17 protein-coding genes and 2 pseudogenes are annotated in these 19,808 nt (G+C 64.7%); 9 read left to right on the forward strand and 10 right to left on the reverse strand.

Features of this window, described 5'->3' with window-relative positions:
• Positions 1-174 precede the first annotated feature (174 nt).
• Positions 175-1,473, reverse strand: a complete 1,299-nt coding sequence (locus AWB75_RS08150; protein WP_061123555.1) for a glycosyltransferase family protein — start codon at positions 1,471-1,473, stop codon at positions 175-177.
• Between the two features lie 154 nt (positions 1,474-1,627).
• On the opposite strand from AWB75_RS08150, the gene AWB75_RS08155 reads away from it, so the two are divergent.
• A complete protein-coding gene (locus AWB75_RS08155; RefSeq protein WP_061123556.1) occupies positions 1,628-5,986 on the forward strand; it encodes a DEAD/DEAH box helicase in 4,359 nt (1,452 codons plus the stop codon).
• Between the two features lie 7 nt (positions 5,987-5,993).
• Here the strand turns inward: AWB75_RS08155 and AWB75_RS08160 are convergent, their stop codons facing one another.
• Positions 5,994-6,215: a hypothetical protein gene (locus AWB75_RS08160; RefSeq protein WP_061123557.1), complete on the reverse strand. Its 222-nt coding sequence runs from the start codon at positions 6,213-6,215 to the stop codon at positions 5,994-5,996.
• A 433-nt stretch (positions 6,216-6,648) separates the two neighbouring features.
• On the opposite strand from AWB75_RS08160, the gene AWB75_RS08170 reads away from it, so the two are divergent.
• A complete protein-coding gene (locus AWB75_RS08170; protein ID WP_061123559.1) occupies positions 6,649-8,799 on the forward strand; it encodes a serine/threonine protein kinase in 2,151 nt (716 codons plus the stop codon).
• 7 nt (positions 8,800-8,806) lie between these two features.
• On the opposite strand, the gene AWB75_RS08175 is transcribed toward AWB75_RS08170, so the two are convergent.
• The gene (locus tag AWB75_RS08175; protein ID WP_061123560.1) at positions 8,807-9,619 is read right to left on the reverse strand and encodes a class I SAM-dependent methyltransferase; all 813 of its coding nucleotides are present in this window, start codon (positions 9,617-9,619) and stop codon (positions 8,807-8,809) included.
• A 73-nt stretch (positions 9,620-9,692) separates the two neighbouring features.
• The gene (locus AWB75_RS08180; protein WP_235012022.1) at positions 9,693-10,211 is read right to left on the reverse strand and encodes a phasin family protein; all 519 of its coding nucleotides are present in this window, start codon (positions 10,209-10,211) and stop codon (positions 9,693-9,695) included.
• A 216-nt stretch (positions 10,212-10,427) separates the two neighbouring features.
• On the opposite strand from AWB75_RS08180, the gene AWB75_RS08185 reads away from it, so the two are divergent.
• The gene (locus tag AWB75_RS08185) at positions 10,428-10,619 is read left to right on the forward strand and encodes a DUF2964 family protein (RefSeq protein ID WP_061123606.1); all 192 of its coding nucleotides are present in this window, start codon (positions 10,428-10,430) and stop codon (positions 10,617-10,619) included.
• Positions 10,620-10,639: 20 nt separating this feature from the next.
• Here AWB75_RS08185 and AWB75_RS08190 read toward each other — a convergent pair whose 3' ends face one another.
• Positions 10,640-11,014 (reverse strand): DUF3564 family protein, encoded by a 375-nt coding sequence (locus AWB75_RS08190; protein ID WP_061123607.1) that lies wholly within the window; start codon positions 11,012-11,014, stop codon positions 10,640-10,642.
• A 531-nt stretch (positions 11,015-11,545) separates the two neighbouring features.
• Here AWB75_RS08190 and AWB75_RS08195 point away from each other — a divergent pair.
• Positions 11,546-12,532 (forward strand): zinc-dependent alcohol dehydrogenase family protein, encoded by a 987-nt coding sequence (locus AWB75_RS08195; RefSeq protein WP_061123562.1) that lies wholly within the window; start codon positions 11,546-11,548, stop codon positions 12,530-12,532.
• 171 nt (positions 12,533-12,703) lie between these two features.
• On the opposite strand, the gene AWB75_RS08200 is transcribed toward AWB75_RS08195, so the two are convergent.
• From AWB75_RS08200 to AWB75_RS08215, 4 genes are all read right to left on the reverse strand, one after another.
• Entirely contained in the window at positions 12,704-13,423 is a 720-nt protein-coding gene (locus AWB75_RS08200; protein WP_061123563.1) for a helix-turn-helix domain-containing protein, read from the reverse strand.
• A 90-nt stretch (positions 13,424-13,513) separates the two neighbouring features.
• Positions 13,514-14,866 (reverse strand): ATP-binding protein, encoded by a 1,353-nt coding sequence (locus AWB75_RS08205; protein ID WP_061123564.1) that lies wholly within the window; start codon positions 14,864-14,866, stop codon positions 13,514-13,516.
• Positions 14,863-15,576, reverse strand: coding sequence for a response regulator (locus tag AWB75_RS08210; RefSeq protein ID WP_061123565.1), 714 nt, complete (start codon positions 15,574-15,576; stop codon positions 14,863-14,865). The genes AWB75_RS08205 and AWB75_RS08210 overlap by 4 nt, the downstream gene beginning before the upstream one ends.
• A 12-nt stretch (positions 15,577-15,588) precedes the next feature.
• Positions 15,589-15,891 (reverse strand): EF-hand domain-containing protein, encoded by a 303-nt coding sequence (locus AWB75_RS08215; protein ID WP_061123608.1) that lies wholly within the window; start codon positions 15,889-15,891, stop codon positions 15,589-15,591.
• Positions 15,892-16,150: 259 nt separating this feature from the next.
• Here AWB75_RS08215 and AWB75_RS08220 point away from each other — a divergent pair, with 259 nt between their 5' ends.
• The 4 genes and pseudogenes from AWB75_RS08220 to AWB75_RS39415 form a co-directional block, all read left to right on the forward strand.
• Positions 16,151-16,498 (forward strand): hypothetical protein, encoded by a 348-nt coding sequence (locus AWB75_RS08220; protein WP_087086533.1) that lies wholly within the window; start codon positions 16,151-16,153, stop codon positions 16,496-16,498.
• A 210-nt stretch (positions 16,499-16,708) separates the two neighbouring features.
• Complete coding sequence (locus AWB75_RS08225; RefSeq protein WP_061123566.1) at positions 16,709-16,990, forward strand: DUF3303 domain-containing protein; 282 nt, start codon at positions 16,709-16,711, stop codon at positions 16,988-16,990.
• A 144-nt stretch (positions 16,991-17,134) separates the two neighbouring features.
• Positions 17,135-18,007, forward strand: coding sequence for a BKACE family enzyme (locus tag AWB75_RS08230; RefSeq protein WP_200822946.1), 873 nt, complete (start codon positions 17,135-17,137; stop codon positions 18,005-18,007).
• Between the two features lie 452 nt (positions 18,008-18,459).
• Positions 18,460-18,546, forward strand: a pseudogene (locus AWB75_RS39415) (ESPR domain-containing protein); the annotation flags it as partial.
• Between the two features lie 56 nt (positions 18,547-18,602).
• On the opposite strand, the gene AWB75_RS38415 reads toward AWB75_RS39415, so the two are convergent.
• Positions 18,603-19,004, reverse strand: coding sequence for a hypothetical protein (locus tag AWB75_RS38415; RefSeq protein WP_061123567.1), 402 nt, complete (start codon positions 19,002-19,004; stop codon positions 18,603-18,605).
• On the opposite strand from AWB75_RS38415, the pseudogene AWB75_RS39420 reads away from it, so the two are divergent.
• A pseudogene (locus tag AWB75_RS39420) lies at positions 18,955-19,808 on the forward strand (adhesin); the annotation flags it as partial. The gene AWB75_RS38415 and the pseudogene AWB75_RS39420 sit on opposite strands and share 50 nt — an antisense overlap.

The raw sequence follows: 19,808 nt of genomic DNA on the forward strand, positions 1-19,808 counted from the left end.
AATGAAAGGATGGGTCGAGCGTCGTGCGTGCGGCTTCGCGCAGGATCGGGTCCTGCGCGCCGTTCAATGATCGGGGGTGTTTGTGGCGCTATGGTTGCAGCAGGCGCGACGCCGGATGAGCGTCTCGGATCATCTTAAAGGGGTTTTACCGATCGAACTGGACTGTCGGGCGCGTCATTCCATCGCGGAGTGCCTGAGGTCGTAGTCCATCATCAGCGCGCGATTGTCCTCCCACATGCCGACGTAGTGAACCATGAAGCTGTCGGGGCGCCGGTAGATCCAGGGCGTGTTCACATCGATGAAGCTGCGGATGTGCGTCGCGTCGAATTCGGGCCGCGCCTCGAAGGCGCGAATGAAGAAGTGCTGGTCGCCGCGGCTCGAATACACGTGCGACTTGTCTTCGAGTTGCGCGCACTCGGTCATGACGTCCGCGAACGCATCGTAGTTGTGCTGATTGCGCTGAAAACCCATGATTCCGGAGTTGAAACTCCACGTTCCCATGTCGCGCGCGAGGACCACTTCGCGTTCGTGCGTGAGTGGCTCGAGCCGCTGGTTCATGTCGTTGATGAGCACGTCGGAGTCGATCCAGAACACCCATTGATGATGCGGCAGGTACTCGCGCAGCAACGCGGCCTTGAACCAGTTTCCGGAGCTTCTCCCGTCGCTCAGTTGGGCCGGAATGTCGCGATGCACATAGAGCGTATAGCCGTGACGCTCGCAGTAGCGCCTGAAATTGGCCTCGGCGATGCGCCCGTAACACGCGATGTTCGGCGTGTAGAGCATGACGACAGCGATCGCACGGCCCGGTTGCGACACGCTGTGCGTGGCCGGTTCGCGCACGCCGCTATCGGGCAGAGAGAGATACGGCACCCCGCGCGCGTTGCAATCGTTGATGTGCTCGAGAACGGCAGCGCGAAAACGCCGATGCTGCTTTTCGTCGCGAAAGCTCGCGGCGAACGCGTTCCAGGTTCCCCAAACGCTTTGGAGGTTGCTTGCCACCGGCGCCACGACGTGGACCTCGCCGACGCGAAACTGAGGCGGACAGGCGTCGAATGCGTGGAGCATGGCGGCTTCGTCGTCCGGCAACACGACTCCGTAGCGGCACTTGCCGACGAGATCCGCGATGTTTCGACGCACGGAGTCGGTGTTGCGGAAGATCAGCACATCCGTCTGCGGAAGGTCGGATTCGGTGCAGGCGAGGAGCCAGTCCCGGCCCGCCATCAACAGCGGCAATTCCACCGGCTGAAGAATCGCGGCGTTGTCGCTCAGCAGAAGCACGATTTCGTTGGGCGCCGCCTCGCTCAGGTAGTGCAGCAGCGTTTCGTATTTGTAGACCCAGCGATGGGCGCCGCTGCTGCCGGACAGGTCCGACATGTCGATCTCCACGTGGCGATATCCAAGCGTGCGAGCGTAGTGCCGGTGGTTGGTGAATGCGCCGGGCGCGCGGTCGAACAGAAGGCTGATGACGATCATAAAAACGAAAGCGAGGAAAGTAACGGCTCGGCGCTCAAGGACGGGCCGCTCGGGCGAACTGCTTAGCATCGCCGCCGCACGCCTCCGTTCGCATCGGACCTGTCTGAAAACCACGGGAAACACGCTATTTCTCAAGCGCCCATAAAATGTCCGGATGATCCGAAAAGCCTTTTCCGCCGATGACGCCCTGCAGGGCTTCCATCCCGCCGTCGCGGGCTGGTTCCGCTCGCGCTTTCCCGCGCCCACCGCGGCGCAGGCCCGCGCGTGGCCGCTCGTGCACGCGCGCCGCTCGACGCTCGTCGCCGCGCCGACGGGCTCGGGCAAGACGCTCACGGCCTTTCTCGCCGCCATCGACGAACTCGTGCGCGATGGCATCGCGCTCGGCGGTGCGCTGCCGGACGAGACGCGCGTCGTCTACGTGTCGCCGTTGAAGGCGCTGTCGAACGACATTCACGTGAATCTCGAGGCGCCGCTCGCGGGCATCGCGCAGACTTTGCGCGAATCCGGCGTGGCCGCGCCGGAAATTCGCGCCGCCGTCCGCACCGGCGACACGACGCAGCAGGAACGCAACGCCGTGAAGAAGCGCCCGCCGCACATCCTCGTGACGACGCCCGAATCGCTCTACGTGCTGCTTTCGTCCGATTCAGGACGCGCGATGCTGTCGACCACGCGCACGGTGATCGTCGATGAAATTCATGCGGTCGCGGGCAGCAAGCGCGGCTCGCACCTGAGCCTGTCGCTTGCGCGGCTCGATGCGCTGTGCGAGGACGCGGGCGGGCAGCGTCCGGTGCGCGTCGGCTTATCCGCGACGCAAAAACCGATCGGGCTGGTCGCGAAGTTTCTCGTCGGAGAAAAGGAGCCATGCGAGATCGTCGATGTCGGCCATGCGCGCGCGCGCGATCTCGCGCTCGACATCCCGCCGATGCCGCTCGAAGCGATCATGTCCAACGACATGTGGGAACGCGTCTACGATCGTCTCGCGGACTTGTCGGCGCAGCATCGCACGACGCTCGTCTTCGTCAACACGCGGCGCATGGCCGAGCGCGCGGCGCGGCATCTGACCGAGCGCCTCGGAAAGGAAGCGGTCGCGGCGCATCACGGCAGCCTCGCGCGCGAGCATCGGCTGGAGGCGGAGCAGCGTCTGAAGCGCGGCGAGCTGCGCGTGCTGATCGCGACCGCGTCGCTGGAACTGGGCATCGATATCGGCGATGTCGATCTCGTCTGCCAGATCGGTTCGCCCGGCTCGATCGGCGCGTTCCTGCAGCGCGTCGGACGCTCGGGGCATCACGTCGGCGGCACACCGAAAGGGCGGCTTTTTCCGACTTCGCGCGACGATCTGATCGAATGCGCCGCGCTGCTCGACTGCGTGCGGCGCGGCGAGCTCGACGCGCTCTCGATCCCGCGCGCGCCGCTCGACGTGCTCGCGCAGCAGATCACCGCCGAAGTGGCGTGCCGCGAGTGGGGCGAGGACGCGCTTTTCGAGCGCATCACGCGCGCGTATCCGTATTCGACGCTCGATCGCCAGCATTTCGACGCCGTGCTGCGCACGCTCGCGGAGGGCTATACCGGGCGGCAGGGCGTGCGCGCCGCGTATGTGCATCGCGATGCCGTGTCGCGCACGCTGCGCGGACGGCGCGGCGGCAAGCTGACGGCGGTCACGTCGGGCGGCGCGATTCCCGACAACGCCGATTTCGCCGTGCTGCTCGAACCGCAGGGCTTGCAGATCGGCACGGTGAACGAGGACTTCGCCGTCGAGAGTCTCGCGGGCGATATCTTCCAGCTCGGCAATACGTCGTACCGCATCCTGCGGGTGGAAGGCGGGCGCGTGCGCGTCGAGAACGCGAACGGCCAGCCGCCGAACATTCCGTTCTGGCTCGGCGAGGCGCCCGGCCGCAGCGACGAGCTTTCGCACGCGATTTCGCGGCTGCGCGGCGATATCGACATGCGGCTCGAAAACGGCGGCGTCGATGAAACCGTCGCGTGGCTCGCACGCGAAACCGGCGTCGACGAAGAAGCGGCGCGGCAGATCGTCGATTATCTCGCGCGCTCGCGCGCCGCGCTGACCGTGCTGCCGACGCAGGACACGCTCGTCATGGAACGCTTCTTCGACGAATCCGGCGGCACGCAACTCGTCATTCACGCGCCGTTCGGCAGCCGCGTGAATCGCGCGTGGGGTCTCGCGCTGCGCAAACGCTTTTGCCGCACCTTCAACTTCGAGCTGCAGGCGGCGGCGACCGAGGACGCGATCGTGCTGTCGCTGACGGGCAGTCACAGCTTCGTGCTCGATGAAGTGTGGCGCTATCTGAAATCCGCGACGGCGGAACACGTGCTGATCCAGGCGCTGCTCGACGCGCCGCTCTTCGGCGTGCGCTGGCGCTGGAACGCGACCAATGCGCTCGCGCTGCCGCGCTACACCGGCGGGCGCAAGGTCGCGCCGCAGTTGCAGCGCATGAAAAGCGATGATCTGCTCGCGGCGGTGTTTCCGGATCAGGTCGCATGCGCGGAGAACATCGTCGGCGAGCGGGAGGTGCCGGCGCATCCGCTCGTCGAGCAGACCATCGACGATTGCCTGCACGACGCGATGGACTGCGAAGCCTGGCTCGCGCTTCTGCGGCGCATCGAAACGGGCGATGTGCGGCTCGTCACGCGCGAGCTGCCCGCGCCGTCGCCGCTCGCCGCCGAGATTCTCTCGGCGCGGCCGTATGCCTTTCTCGATGACGCGCCGCTCGAAGAGCGCCGCACGCAGGCCGTGCTCGCGCGCCGCTGGGCCGATCCGCAATCCGCGGACGATCTCGGCGCGCTCGATCCCGACGCGATCGCGAGCGTGCGCGAGGAAGCGTGGCCCGACGTCACGAGCGCCGATGAGATGCACGAAGCGCTGACGACGCTCGCCTGCATCACGGAAACCGAAGCGCAGCGCGATCCGCAATGGCTCGCGTGGCTCGATGCGCTCGCGCATTCGGGCCGCGCGACGCGCCTGCAGATCGCGGAGCACGACGCGCTGTGGACGCCCGTCGAACGGCTCGCGTGCCTGCGCGCGGTCTACGGGCATGCGCCGATGCATCCGCCGCTGCTTCCGCCTCCCGGCTTCGACGACGCCTGGGCGCCCGACGACGCGCTCGTCGAAATCGTGCGCGCTCGGCTGTCGGGCGCGGGTCCGCTCTCCGTGCCGGAGATCGCGCGTCCGCTCGCGCTGCCCGCGTCGGCGATCGCGCTCGCGCTGACGCGGCTCGAAGCGCAGGGCTATGTGATGCGCGGCCGCTTCACGCCGGGCGCGCAGGCCGAGGAATGGTGCGAGCGGCATCTGCTCGCGCGGATTCATCGGTATACGGTGCGTCGGCTGCGGCGCGAGATCGAGCCGGTCGAGCGGCAGGATTTCATGCGCTTTCTGCTCGAATGGCAGCGCGTCGCGCCCGACGCGCACGGCGAGGGCCGCGACGCGCTCGGCGCCGTGCTCGAACAGCTGGAAGGTTTCGAGGCGCCGGCGGTCGCGTGGGAGGACGACATTTTGCCCGCGCGCATCGCCGATTATTCGGGCATGTGGCTCGACGAGCTTTGCCGCGCCGGCAAGCTCGTGTGGACGCGTCCCGCCGGACGTTCGCGCGCATCGGGCGGCCCGGTGCGCGGCACGCCGATCGTGCTGCTGCCGCGCCGTCATCTCGATGCGTGGAACGCGCTGATGGCGCCCGACGAAGCACCGCGGCTTTCATCGCGTGCCGAACGCGTGTTCGATGCGTTGAAGGCCCACGGCGCGATGTTCTTCGACGAACTCCTCGCCGATGTGCGGCTTTTGCGCACCGAACTGGAAGACGCGCTCGGCGAACTGGTCGCTCTAGGGCTCGTCAACGCGGACAGCTTCGCGGGCCTGCGCGCGCTGCTCGCGCCAGCGGCGAAGCGCAACGCGTTCGCGCGCCGTCCGCGGCGCGGCGGTTTGTTCATCGGCGGAATGGACGATGCCGGCCGCTGGGCGCTCCTGCGCCGCGCGCAGCACGACGACGCCCGCAACGAAGGCGATATCGAGCACGTCGCGTTGACGCTTTTACGGCGCTACGGCGTCGTATTCTGGCGTCTCCTGGAGCGCGAAGCTCAATGGCTGCCGCCGTGGCGCGACTTGCTGCGCGTCTATCATCGGCTGGAAGCGCGCGGCGAGATTCGCGGCGGGCGCTTCGTCGCGGGGCTCGCGGGCGAGCAGTTCGCGCTGCCCGAAGCGGTGCCGCTCCTTCGTGACATGCGCAAGCGGGCGAAGGACGGCGCGTTCGTCGCGCTCTCGGCGGTCGATCCGCTCAATCTGGTCGGCACGTTGTTGCCGGGCGAGAAAGTGCCGGCGCTCGCGGGCAATCGTGTGCTGTATCTCGACGGCGTGCCGGTCGGCGCGGTCATCGCGGGGAAGACGCGCTACTTCAGCGATGTCGAAGGCGAAGGGCGCGAGCGTGTGCGTCTCGCGCTGGTGAAGCGCAGCGCGCGTTCGCTCGGAGGTGGAATGGCGGGAGCGAGCGTAGCGCTGCGCAATTAGAGAAGCGTCAAGTCTTCTTGACGATCTTCGTCGTGAACGGTCCGCTCGCGACGACCGGCACATCCTTCACCGGCACGCCCGGATAATCGACGACACGGTTCACGTTCGACGCCGGACGGATGCGAAACGACGGGCGCAAGCCGTCGCGCGCTCCGCCGACGATCGTGTTCATCGCCTGTCTGTCGAGCTCGACGCTGTCGGCGAGATCCCTGATTTTGATGACGGCCATGAGTGTTCCTCCGTAATGGGGAGTCGACGTGTCCGATGAGTATAGGCAAACTGCGTGGACGCTCATCGGTCGGGAAAACGCCAAGGGCGGCAAAAGGCCGAAGTCTTCTGCCGCAGGACGCTTGCGAAAATCGATGCGAGAGCCGTGCCAGATTGAGGCCCAACCGTGTCAGAGCACGACAACGCCTTGATTCGTCGAGGTTTTGAGCAACTCCGGCCACGCCGTGCGAACGTCCGCGCCGAATGATATGCCGCTCACACGCCGACACTCGTCATCGATGTGTCGGTCTCCGAACGACATGTGCGCGATACCGCTCATGATCGAAAACGCCATTTGCACAAGCGTCATGCGAAGGCTAGTATCGACAGAGCACCCCGGGGGTTGTTACGACAAGTGGATTGTCGATCGATTGGAGCCGCGTCGCGTCCCACAGATGACAAGTTTTGCGCAAGCGATACGAATATATCGGGGCGACGGCGGGTCGCGCGACGAGTTCTTTGCCGGCGTGGACGGCGCACTGGCGACCGAGCAGACGCCGCCGAAGCGGCTCATGGAGATCCTCGACGAGGAACATGCGGCGCGGCCGTTGCCGCCCGACATCTATGCGGCCATCCGGCGGCGCATCGAGCATGCCGCGCGCACGCGTCCCGATGCGGATTCCGCCACGGGCTCCGCCGGCCGCGACGAAACGCGCCTGCAGACCACGCCCGGCTTTTCGCCGCCGCCATCGCGCGATCCGAGCAGCGGCACCGGCGGCACTTTCGGCCAGGCGACGCAGGTGATCGTGGACCGCGATCAGCAGATGAAGGGCGTCGGCGACACGCTCAACAGCCGCTTCGTGCTGGAGGAGTGCCTCGGCATCGGCGGCATGGGCACCGTGTACAAGGCGCTCGATCTGCGCAAGCTCGAAGCGTCGGACCGGCGTCCGTATGTCGCGATCAAGGTTCTCAATCTCCAGTTTCGCGGCAATCCGAAATCGCTGATCGCGCTGCAGCGCGAGGCACGCAAGGCGCAACAGCTCGCGCATCGGAACATCGTCACCGTGTACGACTTCGACCGCGACGGCCAGGTCGTCTATCTGACGATGGAATATCTGTCCGGCCAGCCGCTGTCGCGATTGCTTCGGAACCCGAATTTCAAGGGCATGCCGTTCGCCGAAGTTTTTCCGATCTTCAAGGGCATGGCCAACGCACTCGCTTACGCGCACGAGCGCGGCTTCGTGCACTGCGACTTCAAGCCCGCCAACGTGTTTTTGACGGACACGTCGGAAGTGAAGGTGATCGATTTCGGCATTTCGCGCGTGATTCAACGTCCTGAAGAAGAATCCGAAGCGACCGTGTTCGATCCCGGCAGCCTCGGCGCGATGACCCCCGCGTATGCGAGCCCGGAAATGATGGAGCATCGCGAGCCCGATCCGCGCGACGATATTTACGCGCTCGCCTGCATCGCCTATGAACTGCTGACGGGCAAGCATCCGTTCGATCGCGTGCCCGCGCTGCAGGCGAGGAGCGCGGGCATGAAGCCGCAGCGCCCGGACAATCTCGGCAACAAGCAGTGGAAAGCGCTGAAGGCCGCGCTCGCGTTCGAACGCGAGGCGAGGACGCCGAGCGTCGCGCAATTCCTCGACGAAATCAGCGAGGACCACGCCGCGACGCCCGCGGGCCGCAAGGCGAAGAAAAGCGCCGCGCCGAAGCTCGCGTTCGGCGCGGCGGTGGTCGCGACGGTGGCGATCGCGGGCGCGGGCTACTATTTCTACGATCAGTCGAGAGGCGGCGAGGACACTGCGCGCGAAGCGCCGCCGCGCGCATCGGATGGCAGCGCGACGGGCGTAGTGACGCCGCACGCGCCCGGCGCCCCGCCGGCTTCCGCCGTGGTCGTTACGCCCGCGGTGCCCGCGACGCCCGTTCCCCAGCTCACGACGGCGGCCGTCACGCCCGTGCTCGCGAGCGTGCCGTGCTCGGCGCTCGTCGCGTCGGTGCACGATCAGACCGTCGACGTGCAAGGCTTCGTGTCGCAGAAATACGGCCTCGCGCGGCTCAAGGAAGCGCTCGGCCGCGTTCCCGGCGTGAAGACCACGAACTTCGGCGTGCAGCAGGTCGCCGACGACAAATGCGATCTGCTCAAGGTGTTCGGCGCTTACTGGACGGCCAACCGGCAGTCGGGCAGACCGGCTTCGGTGCACACGCGGTCGCGCGCGACGCGGCTCATCGAAGGCGATCCGCTGATCGTCGATCTGATGACGCCCGGGTTCGATTCCTACGTCAACGTCGATTACTACATGCTCGACGGCAGCGTCGTGCACCTGGTTCCGAATGCGCGCTCGCGGGACAATCAGGCGCCGCCGAACTACACCGCGACCATCGGCACGATGGGCGATTGGGTCGTCGGCAAGCCGTTCGGCTCGGAGATGATCGTGCTGACGGTCGCGCCCGCGCCGCTTTTCGACGCCCCGCGCCCCGACAGCGAAGCGAAAACCGAGTATCTGCGCGCCGTCGAGAAGCGCCTGTCCGCGCTCGCGGGCAAGTACGGACGCGACCGGGTGGCCGTCGATATGTTCCAGATCACCACGCAGGCCAAAAAGTAGGCGCGAATCAGGGCTTCGTAGCCGAAGCCAGCACGCAGGGCATCGGCACGAGCAGCTCGCCGTGCTGCGAGTACGCCTTGACGGCCGTGCGCACGTCCTGTTCGATCGACGCAAGCGCGGCTTTCGATTGCGCGCGCAGCAGCGCCGCCATGCGCACGCCGCCATGCATCAGCCCGTCGAGCGGTGTTTCCGGCAGCACGAGATGCCAGGTCTGCTCGACTTCGTCGGCGCGCGCGTCGGAAAAGCCCGCTTCCGTCAGCACGCGCACACACTCTTCCGGATCGCTGAAGCGGAAGAAGGGCGGTGAGGGCGGCAGACCGACATCGAGTTTCCCGTGAACCTGAATGGCGTCGAGCACCATGCCGAAGCCGACGGCCCGCTCGGGCGCCGCCCACGCGGTGAACGCGACGCGTCCGCCCCGGCGCAGCACGCGCGCGGCTTCTTCGAGCGCGCGTTCGGGCTCCGGAAAATGCAGCACGCCGAAGCTGACGCCGACCGCGTCGAAGCTCTCGGCGTCGAAGGGCAGATGCTCGGCGCCCGCGATCTGGAATTCGATCTCGGGATGAAGCTGGCGCGCATGCGCGATCATCGACGCGGAGAAATCGACGGCCGCCGCGGTCGCGCCGCGCTCGATCGCCGCCGCGGCGAGATTGCCGGGCCCGGCGGCGACATCGAGCATGCGCGTGCCGGGACCGATCTGAAGCGCATCGAGCAACGCCGGATGCGACTGGACAGTGAGCCTACCGAAATAATCCTCGTACGACTGGACCACATGCTCCCAGCCGTCCTTCTCGAACGCCGCGAAATCCTCGAATTGCATGACGCACCTCCGCCCGCCGCTCGCGCGGCCTGGGTCGTTGCCGGAGGCCGGGCCTCGCGAGGCAGACGCGAGGCTAGGTCTTGGGCTTCTCGATAGAAGCTTTCAGCTCGTTCAGCGCGTCTTCCATGCGCTTGCTGACGAGCGCATAGGCTTCGGCCTGAGTCTGCTGGGTCGTGCGCGCGATGTCCTGCATGTCGGCGAGAGCGTTGTGCAGCGCGCGTTGCACGACTTCGTTGGCGTTGAAGGGAGGCTGAGTCGACGTGGTGGCCAACTGTCTCGCGATGGCTTCCAGGTCGCCCAAGGTCCGGCGCAGGATTTCGAGTTGTTTGTCGCGCAGCGCTTCCATGCCGCCGAACGCGACGCGATTGGTCGCCGCGAGCGCCTCGACGTCCTTGCGCCGCGATTCCATGATCGCGGTGACGTCGAACCCCGGAAGCTGGTACTGCTGGAACATGGCGGCAAACTGGCTGAACGGATCGCTGAAGTTTTGATTCATCGTGCCTCCCCAGGGTTTTCTCGGTCGAATGCGAGCCACGCTTGCGGGCAAAAAGGCGAGCCTGGCCCGTCCGGCACGGGCCGTGCGCGAAACCATGCCAACGCGCACCCCGGCACCTGATACTACCAATATAAGCCGTGGATTTGGGGCAAGGGAAAACACCAGAACGAACGGTCTTCGCGGGGGGACGTGCGGTCGGAATTTGATGCAGATCAAATCGTGCCGCAGCGCGCAAGCGACCATTGAAGCATGGCGGCGGCGCGAGCAGATGACCGCGCAAGCGCCGAGCCGCCCGAGGGTCGGGAGAACATCATGATCAGGGGTGAAGGGCGCATCGTAGCGGCTCTGGGCGCCGTGTTCCTCTCGCTGGGCGGCATCCATGCGGCGCTGCGCGGTCTGCTTTTCGACGAGACCGCCGTGATGTACTACGGCGTGCTCGCGATTCTCATCGGGGCTGCGTCGTTCGTCGTGATGCTCACACCGTTGCCGAGCGACGAGCCCTGACGATTCCTGCGTTCAAGGCTTCAACTGTCCTCCTCGTCAGCGAAAACGCTGTGTTCCGCCTTGATCTGTTCCCGGTCGATGCACTGCACGTGCCAGCGTCCGGTGCTTTTCACGCCTGCGCCATCCGCATACCACAGCACGCGTCCCGCCAGACCTTCGCGCGGGCCGTTCGGCGCATCGAAATCGAGGCGTTCGAGCACGCAGATGGGATCTTCCACGTGCTGTCCGCAGATCATCGTGCCGTTCGAACCCGAGCGCAGACCGCCCCAGTCCGGAACTTCCACTGCCTGGTGGCCCTCGCGCGACCAGCGGCGTGTTTCCTTGTCGAGCCACAGGATGGCGAAAGCAGCCGATTGAGCGCCTTCGAAGCCATCCAGCTTGACCGTGATACGCATGTCATCCTCCATGAAACATTCGATGGACGAGACGCTCGGCACGTTTGCGCCGGCCATGAGCGTCGATGGAATGGCGGCTTGCGCCGCGCGTATTGTTTAGGGCGTTACGGCGCGGCCCGATGTGCAGCCGCGATCTCGGGTTCGAACTGCGCACGGGAGATAAGTTTAATATCGCCGCATGTAATGGGTTCCATCGCACGTGCGTTCGTTATGCATGCATGGGATCGCAATTCCAGCGATGCGCCTTCGAACCATTCAAGCAAGACGGATGCCGAAAGCCGTTGCTAGCGCGTGTTCGTTTCGTCATTGCATGTCTGAAGTTTAGTACGACAATCTGAGGCTTACGCGACAAGCTTCGGAGACATATCGACGCATGTTTCTGGAATTGCCAGAGACGAGCGCAGTGCATCATTGCTTTTGGCACGCGCTCGATGGGCGTGCATCAGTGCACCACGGAGATTTGTCGCGCACCGTAGCTTCGCCCGAACGCTGCACTGCAATATTCATTTCCATGCGCCTGGAGACATCTTGATGCGTGCAATGATCTTTCACGGCGATGCACCTCGGCTGCACGCGGTCGATCTGCCGGACCCGTCGCCGCGTGCGGGTGAATTGCTCATCGACGTGCGTGCGTGCGGCGTGTGCCGAACCGACCTGCATATCGTCGACGGCGAGCTCGCGCATCCGAAGCGGCCGGTGATTCCAGGACATGAAATCGTGGGAACAGTCGCGCGGCTCGGCGCGGGCGTGACGGGCTTCGCGCCCGGCGATCGCGTGGGCGTGCCGTGGCTCGGGTCCACGTGCGGGCATTGCCGCTACTGCGCGTCGGGTCGCGAAAATCTCTGCGATACGCCCGGCTTCACGGGCTATACGATCGACGGCGGCTATGCGGAGCGCGTCGTCGCGGATGCGCGCTATTGCCTGCACTTGCCGCAGCGTTATTCGGACGTGGAAGCGGCGCCGCTTCTGTGCGCGGGACTCATCGGCTACCGGACGCTGGCGATGGCCGGCGATGCGCAACGCATCGGCATCTACGGCTTCGGCGCGGCGGCGCATATCGTCGCGCAGGTCGCGCGGCATCAGGGGCGCGCGGTCTATGCGTTCACACGTCCGGGCGATCTCGCCGCGCAGAGGCTCGCGCTCCATCTGAACGCGCATTGGGCCGGCGGCAGCGACGAAGCCCCGCCCGACGAGCTCGACGCCGCGCTCATCTTTGCACCGGCCGGCGCGCTCGTGCCAGCGGCGCTCAGGGCGGTGACGAATGGCGGCGCCGTCGTGTGCGGCGGCATCCACATGAGCGACATTCCTTCGTTTCCCTATGACCTGCTGTGGGGCGAGCGGCGCGTCGTGTCCGTCGCGAATCTTACGCGCGAGGATGGGCGCGCGTTCATGCGTATCGCGGATGAGTTTCGTCTGGATCTGCATACGACGTGCTATGCGCTCGATGACGCGAATCGTGCGCTCGCCGACTTGCGCGAAGGAAAGGTCACGGGGGCTGCGGTGTTGGGTGTTTTTTAAGTGGAAACTTGAATTCGTGTCGGTTTATTAGTGTTGCCCCTATGCGGGGCGGCAGTCGATCGCGCACGGTCCGTCTCATCGCACCGCATGACTTTCTGGCTCAGCCTCTCATCTCCGGCCCGCTGCGCGGCCGATGGGCGTAGCGGGTGGGTGAAGAACGACGAACGTTCGTCATTGATGCGCGAGCATCGCCCGATCGACGATGCGCACCTGCCGACCATTGAGCCCAATCGCGCCTTCGCGCTGGAGCTTCGACAGCATGCGGCTCACGGTTTCCAGTTCGAGCCCGAGATAGCTGCCGATATCCGCGCGCGTCATCGGCAGGAGAAGTTCAGCCCTGGGTTCGACGGATGACGCCGCGTCCGCCTCCAGCCGCTCCGAGAAATCCAGCAGGAACGCGGCCACGCGCTCGCGCGCGGGCATGGTGCCGAGCATCAGCGCAAGACGCGACGCGCGCACGATTTCCGCGCTCATGATCGCAAGCAGTTCGTGCTGCATCGACGCATATTCGCGGCACAGAGGCTCCAGGATGCCGACCGGCATGATCCGCACGACGCTCGGTTCGAGCGCGACTGCGTCGCTCTCATGGCGGCTCGTGCACACGCCGTCGAGCCCGAGGGTTTCATTCGCGAAGTGAAAGCCGGTGACCTGCGTGTGCGGGGCGCTGTCGTCGTCGGCGCTCGGATAGGTCGCCACCGTCTTGAAACAGCCGCTTTGCACCGTGTACAGGCTTCGCAGCGGCTCGCCCGCGCAATACAGCGCGTCGCCGCGTTCGACCGTGCGGGTCGGAAACGGAATGGCGTCGGCGTCCGACAGACGGACGTTCAACGTCGGGGCGCCATCGCGCGGCGTGCGCTTGAACGAAGCGCCAGAGTCGATAGACGGTTCCATGAGGTTTCCTCCTACAGACTCAGTATGGGTCACGGATGGAGGAAAGGAAAATCCGTTGCGCGTCCGGAAGCGGAGGCCGGGGATCGATCGTTAGCGTGCGGCGTCTCCCGAAAGCGGCAGCACGAGGCACGATTGTGCGCCGCCGCCTTCACGCGCCCGCAATTCCAGCGTGCCGCCGTGCAGCCGCGCGATGCGCTCGACGATCGCGAGCCCGAGGCCCGTGCCCTTCGGCTGACCCTCGCCCCCGCCGCGTTTGAACGGCTGCTTGAGCGCTTCCGGATCCTGACCGCCGAGCCCCTTGCCGCGGTCCGCGATCACGACGCACGCAGTGTTCGCGTGCCTGTCGGTCCACGTGCGCACCTCCAGCCCGACGACGCCGTACAGCACCGCGTTCTGCATCAGGTTCATGAGCATGCGCATCATGCTGATCGGACGAAAAGGGAACGGCTCGATCTCGCCGAGATCGAGCGCGAATTCATGCCCCAGTCCGGCGAAATCCGCGGCAAGGTTCGCGATCAGCGCATTGAGATCGCCGACGACGGGCGTCTCCTTCGCACCGCTGCCCGCGTAGTCCATGAACTGCTGGAGAATCGTGTCGATGGTATCGAGATAGCCTTCCGCCGATGCCGCGAAGGCCGCGTCCGTCGACGGGACCGAGGACATCGCCATCGCGAGGCGCAGCTTCGTCATTGGGGTGCGGATGTCGTGCGATATGCCCGCGAGCATCAGCGCACGCGTGGCTTCGGCTTCCTTCAGCGCGGCCGTCATGCGGTTGAACGCGCCGCTGACCTGCGCGATTTCGGTGGGTCCGTCGGTCGGGAGGACACCGGGCTCGCCGCCTGCGGAAACGAGCCGCGCGGCATCGGCGAGATGCGCAAGCGGGCGGTTCAGGTGGCGTTGGATCACATAGGCCGTCGCGAACGCGAGCGCGCCCAGGCCGAGCGAAAGAAGGAGCGCCGTGGCGAGGCCGTCGTCGTGCGCGGCTTCCGGTACCGGCAGCGCAAGCCACCGCGGCTCGCCCGACAGATGCGCGCGAATCCACAGACGTTGCTGACCGTCTTCGGTCGTGTCGCCGCCTTGCCAGCGCACGAGCATGTCCGGCGGCAGATGACGCCGCAGACTCTCGATGAAAGTGCGCCGCCAATACGATTGATAGAAGCGCAGCCGCGAGTCCGGCGCCGCCGTGCTCGCGCCGGCGGGAAGGTCCGCGCGCAGGTCGAGGCGCGAGAGGACGGTTTGCCTGGCGCCGGGCGGCGTCGTCTCGAGAAGCGTGTCGAGCGCAACGATATAGTTCGCGAAAGCGCCCGCCGCCCGCTCGATCCGCGGCGCCTGGATGAAATGCAGCAGCACCGCGATCGCGCAGACCTGGCTCACCGCGACCAGCGCGACGAGCAGGAGAACGTTGCGCGCGAAGAGCGAGCGCGGCACGACGCGCACGCTCATGACTCGATTTCCGCGAGCAGCATGTAGCCGACGCCCCATACGGTCTTGATGAAACGCGGCTTGCCCGGATCTTCCTCGACGATCTGCCGCAGCCGCAACACTTGCACGTCGATGCTGCGATCGAGCGCGTCGTGATCGCGGCCGCGCGTGCGGGCGATGAGGTTGTCGCGGCTGACCGCTCGATTCGGCGACGAGCCGAGCGCGCTCAGCAGTTGCATCTGCGCGGAATGAATCTCGAACGACTCGTCCTTGCGATACAGCTTCTGTTTGCCGAGATCGAGACGGAAATCGCCGAAACGAATGATTTGCTGCGTGAGCGTCGGATCGCCGGCGGCGATCTTCTGGCGGCGCAGCAACGCCCGCACGCGCGCGACGAGCTCCTGCGGCAGGAATGGCTTGGCGAGGTAATCATCGGCGCCGGTTTCCAGGCCGACCACCTTGTCGACTGGATCGCCCTTCGCGGTGAGCATCAGGATCGGCAGCGTCTGGCCTTCCGCGCGCAGGCGCTTGCAGACGGAAAGGCCGTCTTCGGGCTCCATCATCCAGTCGAGCACGAGCAGATCGTAAGGCTCGCGCTGAAGGTAGCGGTCGAGCCGCTTGCCGTTCTCGACGACGCGCACCTCGAAACCCTGCGAACTCAGAAAACGCTGCAGCATGTTGCGCAGTTCGGCTTCGTCGTCGAGCACGATGATCTTCGGCAGGGTTTCCATGTGGGCTCCGGATCAGCGTTGCGCGGCGTGCTCGTGCATGAAGGCTTCGATCTGCGGCAGGGTCACGAAGCCGTTCTTTTGCGTGTCGATTTCGTCGAAATGCTTCGCCACCATCGGCATGCCGGCCGATGCCTGTTCACGGGTGAGCTTGCCGTCGTGCGTCGTGTTGGCGCTCGCGAAGCGGCTCTGCAACTGGACGAGCGCGTGTTCGACGCGCGGGCTCGCGCCCATCGGCTGCGTTGCGGTCTGCGCGAACGCGGCGCCCGGGGTGACGCACGCCGCGCATGCGGCAAGGATGACGAGGATCTTTCGCATGGCGCTCTCCCTGATTCGATTCGAATGATCGTGAAACGGTGATGCCATTCTATTGAGCCGCGTGGCGAACGCAATCTTGGGGATGCTACGAATCGTGTCGCCGTATTTCATCGACGATGCCTGGTGTTTTCGGCGACATCGTTTGAAATAAGTTATGCCTCACGCCGCGCGCGGCGCTTCGCTATCGTTGTCATCGCCGGCACTTGAGCGCTTCACGCTCTGCCGAAACGACAACCTTGCGATGCATGAGGACTTCACCATGAATATTCGTTTGCTCAGTGTTTCCGCCGTTGCCGCCATCAGCCTGACTTGCGCGAAGACCGCGTCGGCTGGAACGAGCGTGCAGGTTTCCTATGTGGCGCCCGCCGTCGTCTATGCGCCGCCGCGGCCCGTGTATTACTACGCGCCGCCGCCGAGACCGGTTTACTACTACGTGCCCGCGCGCACCGTCGTGGTCGAGCCGGTCGCAGCGTCCGTGGCGGTTGCCGTGCCGCCGCCTCCGCCGAGGCCGCCCGCCGTCTTCGTATCCGCCTATGCGGTCGCGCCGGCCGTGCGCGTGACGTATGCGCAGCCGGTGCTCGCGGCGCCCGTCGTCGTGATGCACTGACCGCCGCCGTCGTCGCGCCGGGTTGATCCGGTGGCAAAAAGCATAGTGCATCGCGGCCGCTTTGAATGCGCAATGCAATACGCAGAATGCAATCGGTGACGTTCTCCCTTGGCTTCTATACTGGATGAGCCGAATCGGCTGAACCGCCGATTCGGCGGCGAGCCCGGCGCGTCGCGCCGTTTCATGGCGTTCCAACAGGAGGATCGAGCCATGCTATTCATCGTCAACTGGACGGCGCAACCCGATGTCGAAAGACAGGCGGCCGAGCGATTCCTGCAAACTCGCGGCGCGCCGCCGGACGGCATTCATTTGCTTGGGCGCTGGCACGCGATTGGCTCCATCTGGGGCATCGCCGTATGCGAATGCGACGACGTCCAACCGCTCGCGCGCTGGGCGCACGAATGGGCCGACCTGTTCATGTTCGACATCAAGCCGGCGATCACCGACGAGCAGGTCGGTCGAATGCTCGCGGAGTACGCCGAGCGGCAATGAGAGCGTGTCGCGGGGCGATTCGTCGTACGAACGCGACCTACTTGAGGCGTTAGGGTTTGTGTGGCTTGCAGCGGGAAGGACAATGCCTCAACATCGAAAATGTACCAGTTGGTTCAAATTTGAGCGCCATTCGCGGTCCCCGCGATGTTTCCGAACGATGGCGCCATCAAGGAGCGAAGCGTGACCCAATCCCCTACGAAAGAACCCTGCGTCATATCGGTTGCCATCACCGGCTCGGTGCCGCGCAAGAAAGACAACCCCGCGGTGCCGATCACCATCGCCGAGCAGGTCGAGAGCACGCACGAGGCGTATGAAGCGGGCGCAACGCTCGTCCATCTGCACGTGCGCGACGAAGATGAGCGCTCGAGCTCGGACCGTCATCGCTTCGCGGAATTGCAGGAGGGCATTCGTAAGCACTGCCCGGACATCATCATCCAGTTTTCGACGGGCGGGCGCGGGCGCTCGTTCGAGCAGCGCGGCGCTATGCTGGATCTGAAGCCCGACATGGCGTCGCTCGCGACGGGCTCGGTCAATTTTCCGACCACCGTTTATGAGAATCCGCCCGATTTCGTGCGCTCGCTCGCGCAGACGATGCTCGATCACAACGTCAAGCCCGAGATCGAAATCTTCGATCTGGCAATGCTTTACAGCACCGTCGATCTCGTGAATCAGGGCTTGCTCAAGTCGCCGGTTCACGTGCAGTTCGTGCTTGGCGTGAAGAATGCGTTGCCGGCGCGGCTCGAGATCCTCGAATTCGAGGTCGAGCAGCTCAGGAAGAATCTGCCCGATGCGACCTGGACGGCCGCGGGCATCGGTCGTCATCAACTGGAAGTGAATCACTGGACGCTGCAGTTGGGCGGGCATTGCCGTACCGGGCTCGAGGACAACGTGCGCTGGGACAAGGACACGCTCGCGAAGAGCAACGCGCAACTGGTGAGTCGCGTGGCGTCGCTGTGCGCGGAGTATGGGAGGCCGGTCGCGACGGCGAAGGAGGCGAGGAAGTTGTTGTCGCTTTGAGGCGTCGATGACTGATCGAGGCGCGCTGGCGGGGAACCGCGGCGCGCTTTTTTGCTTGCGCGCCGCGTCAATGAGCGCCAGTTTGTTGCTCATTAAATGATGTTAATGACTTCAGGCAAATATATTTTGAATATTGCAATCTGAAGGCAATCGTTGTTCGCGTTATCAACATCTCGTACTCCTCACTTTCAATCGGTCAAGATACGAGCCCAACCATGTGCTTCGCGATGCGAAGTAAAACCAAGCAAGAAATCGTTGCGGATTTTCATTTCTTTAGGAATTTCTGAATAGAAATTCGGTCCCGACTCGCGAAGAATGCGCACCTCGAATTAGTTTTTCGGACTGTTGTTGCGCACCGTCAACTACAGAATCCGTTTCTCGCGAACAACTTTATCGAAAGACAAGTCGTGTGACTGCCATAACAAAAGCGCTAAAGAGATGAGGTCGTGAGCATGAACAAAGTTTATCGGGTCGTTTGGAACGAAGCGGCAGAAACGTGGACCGTGGCGTCCGAAAACGCGGCTGGCCGAGGTAAAGGGGGCAGGCGGCTGATGACTGTGGTCGTTGCGGCGACGGCGGCTGCCGCTGCCGGCGCTCACGCCGCACCGGCCAATTCGTACGCCATGGGTTTGATGGGGACTCCAGTGACCGGCGGCACGGGCAACGAGTGTCTGACTTCGGCGGCCCCGGGGCTCCAGACCAATGGGGCGATGTGCGACGGGGCAGGCGGGTTCGGCGCTGGGATGGTGGCGTATGACGCAAACCAAAACTGGGGCGCGTGGTCAGTCTTGCAAGGACCTGATCGTGTCAGCATGGGCGCGGGCGGCAGCGAAATGTTTGTGTTGTCCACTGCCGGCGGAATTACGATGTCCACTTCCGCCGGAATCAACGCATATGCATCGATGGTCACGCTCAATGCGCCGGTGATGATCAACGGGCAGCTTTCCATGAACGTCCACGGCATCACGGGCTTGACGCCCGGCGCCGTGACGGTCATCAGTACAGACGCAGTGAACGGCAGTCAGCTCTTCTCGCTGTCGCGTTCCACGTCGACAAGCGTGTCCTCGCTGTCTACCAGCGTCGATTCTGTCTCGACCACCGTGAGTTCCATATCGACAACGGTGAATTCGATGTCCACCACGGTCAGTTCGATGTCCACGACCGTGAATTCGCTCTCCACGACGGTTGGTTCCCTATCGACCAACGTCAGTTCGCTTTCCACCAGCGTCGACACCATTTCCACCTCGGCCTCGACCGCCGTCGTTTCACTGTCGACCGGTATCGATTCGTTGTCGACCTCGACCTCGACCACAGCTGTCTCGCTGTCGACGGGTATCGAATCGCTGTCTACCTCAACGTCGACGGTGGCGGGCTCCCTGTCGAGCAGCATCGACGCTTTGTCGGGCTCGACCTCGACTGCCATCGGCTCGCTCTCGACCGGTATCGACACGCTTTCCGCATCGACCTCGACGGTTGTCGGCTCGCTCTCGACCGGCGTTGAAGAGCTGTCCGCGTCGACTTCGACCACCGCAGTTTCGCTTTCCTCTGGAATCAATTCCTTGTCGAGTTCCACCTCGACCGTGGCCGGTTCGCTCTCCACGGGCATCGATACGTTGTCGACCTCGACCTCGACTGCAATCGGCTCGCTCTCGACGGGCGTCGACACGTTATCGACGTCGACCTCGACGGTCGTCGGTTCGTTGTCCACCAACATCGATACCTTGTCGACCTCTACGTCGACTGCAGTTGGCTCGCTCTCGACCGGCATCGACACGTTATCGACCTCTACGTCGACTGCAGT

Origin of the sequence: Caballeronia catudaia (genome assembly GCF_001544755.2) — a bacterium.
GTDB lineage: Bacteria > Pseudomonadota > Gammaproteobacteria > Burkholderiales > Burkholderiaceae > Caballeronia > Caballeronia catudaia.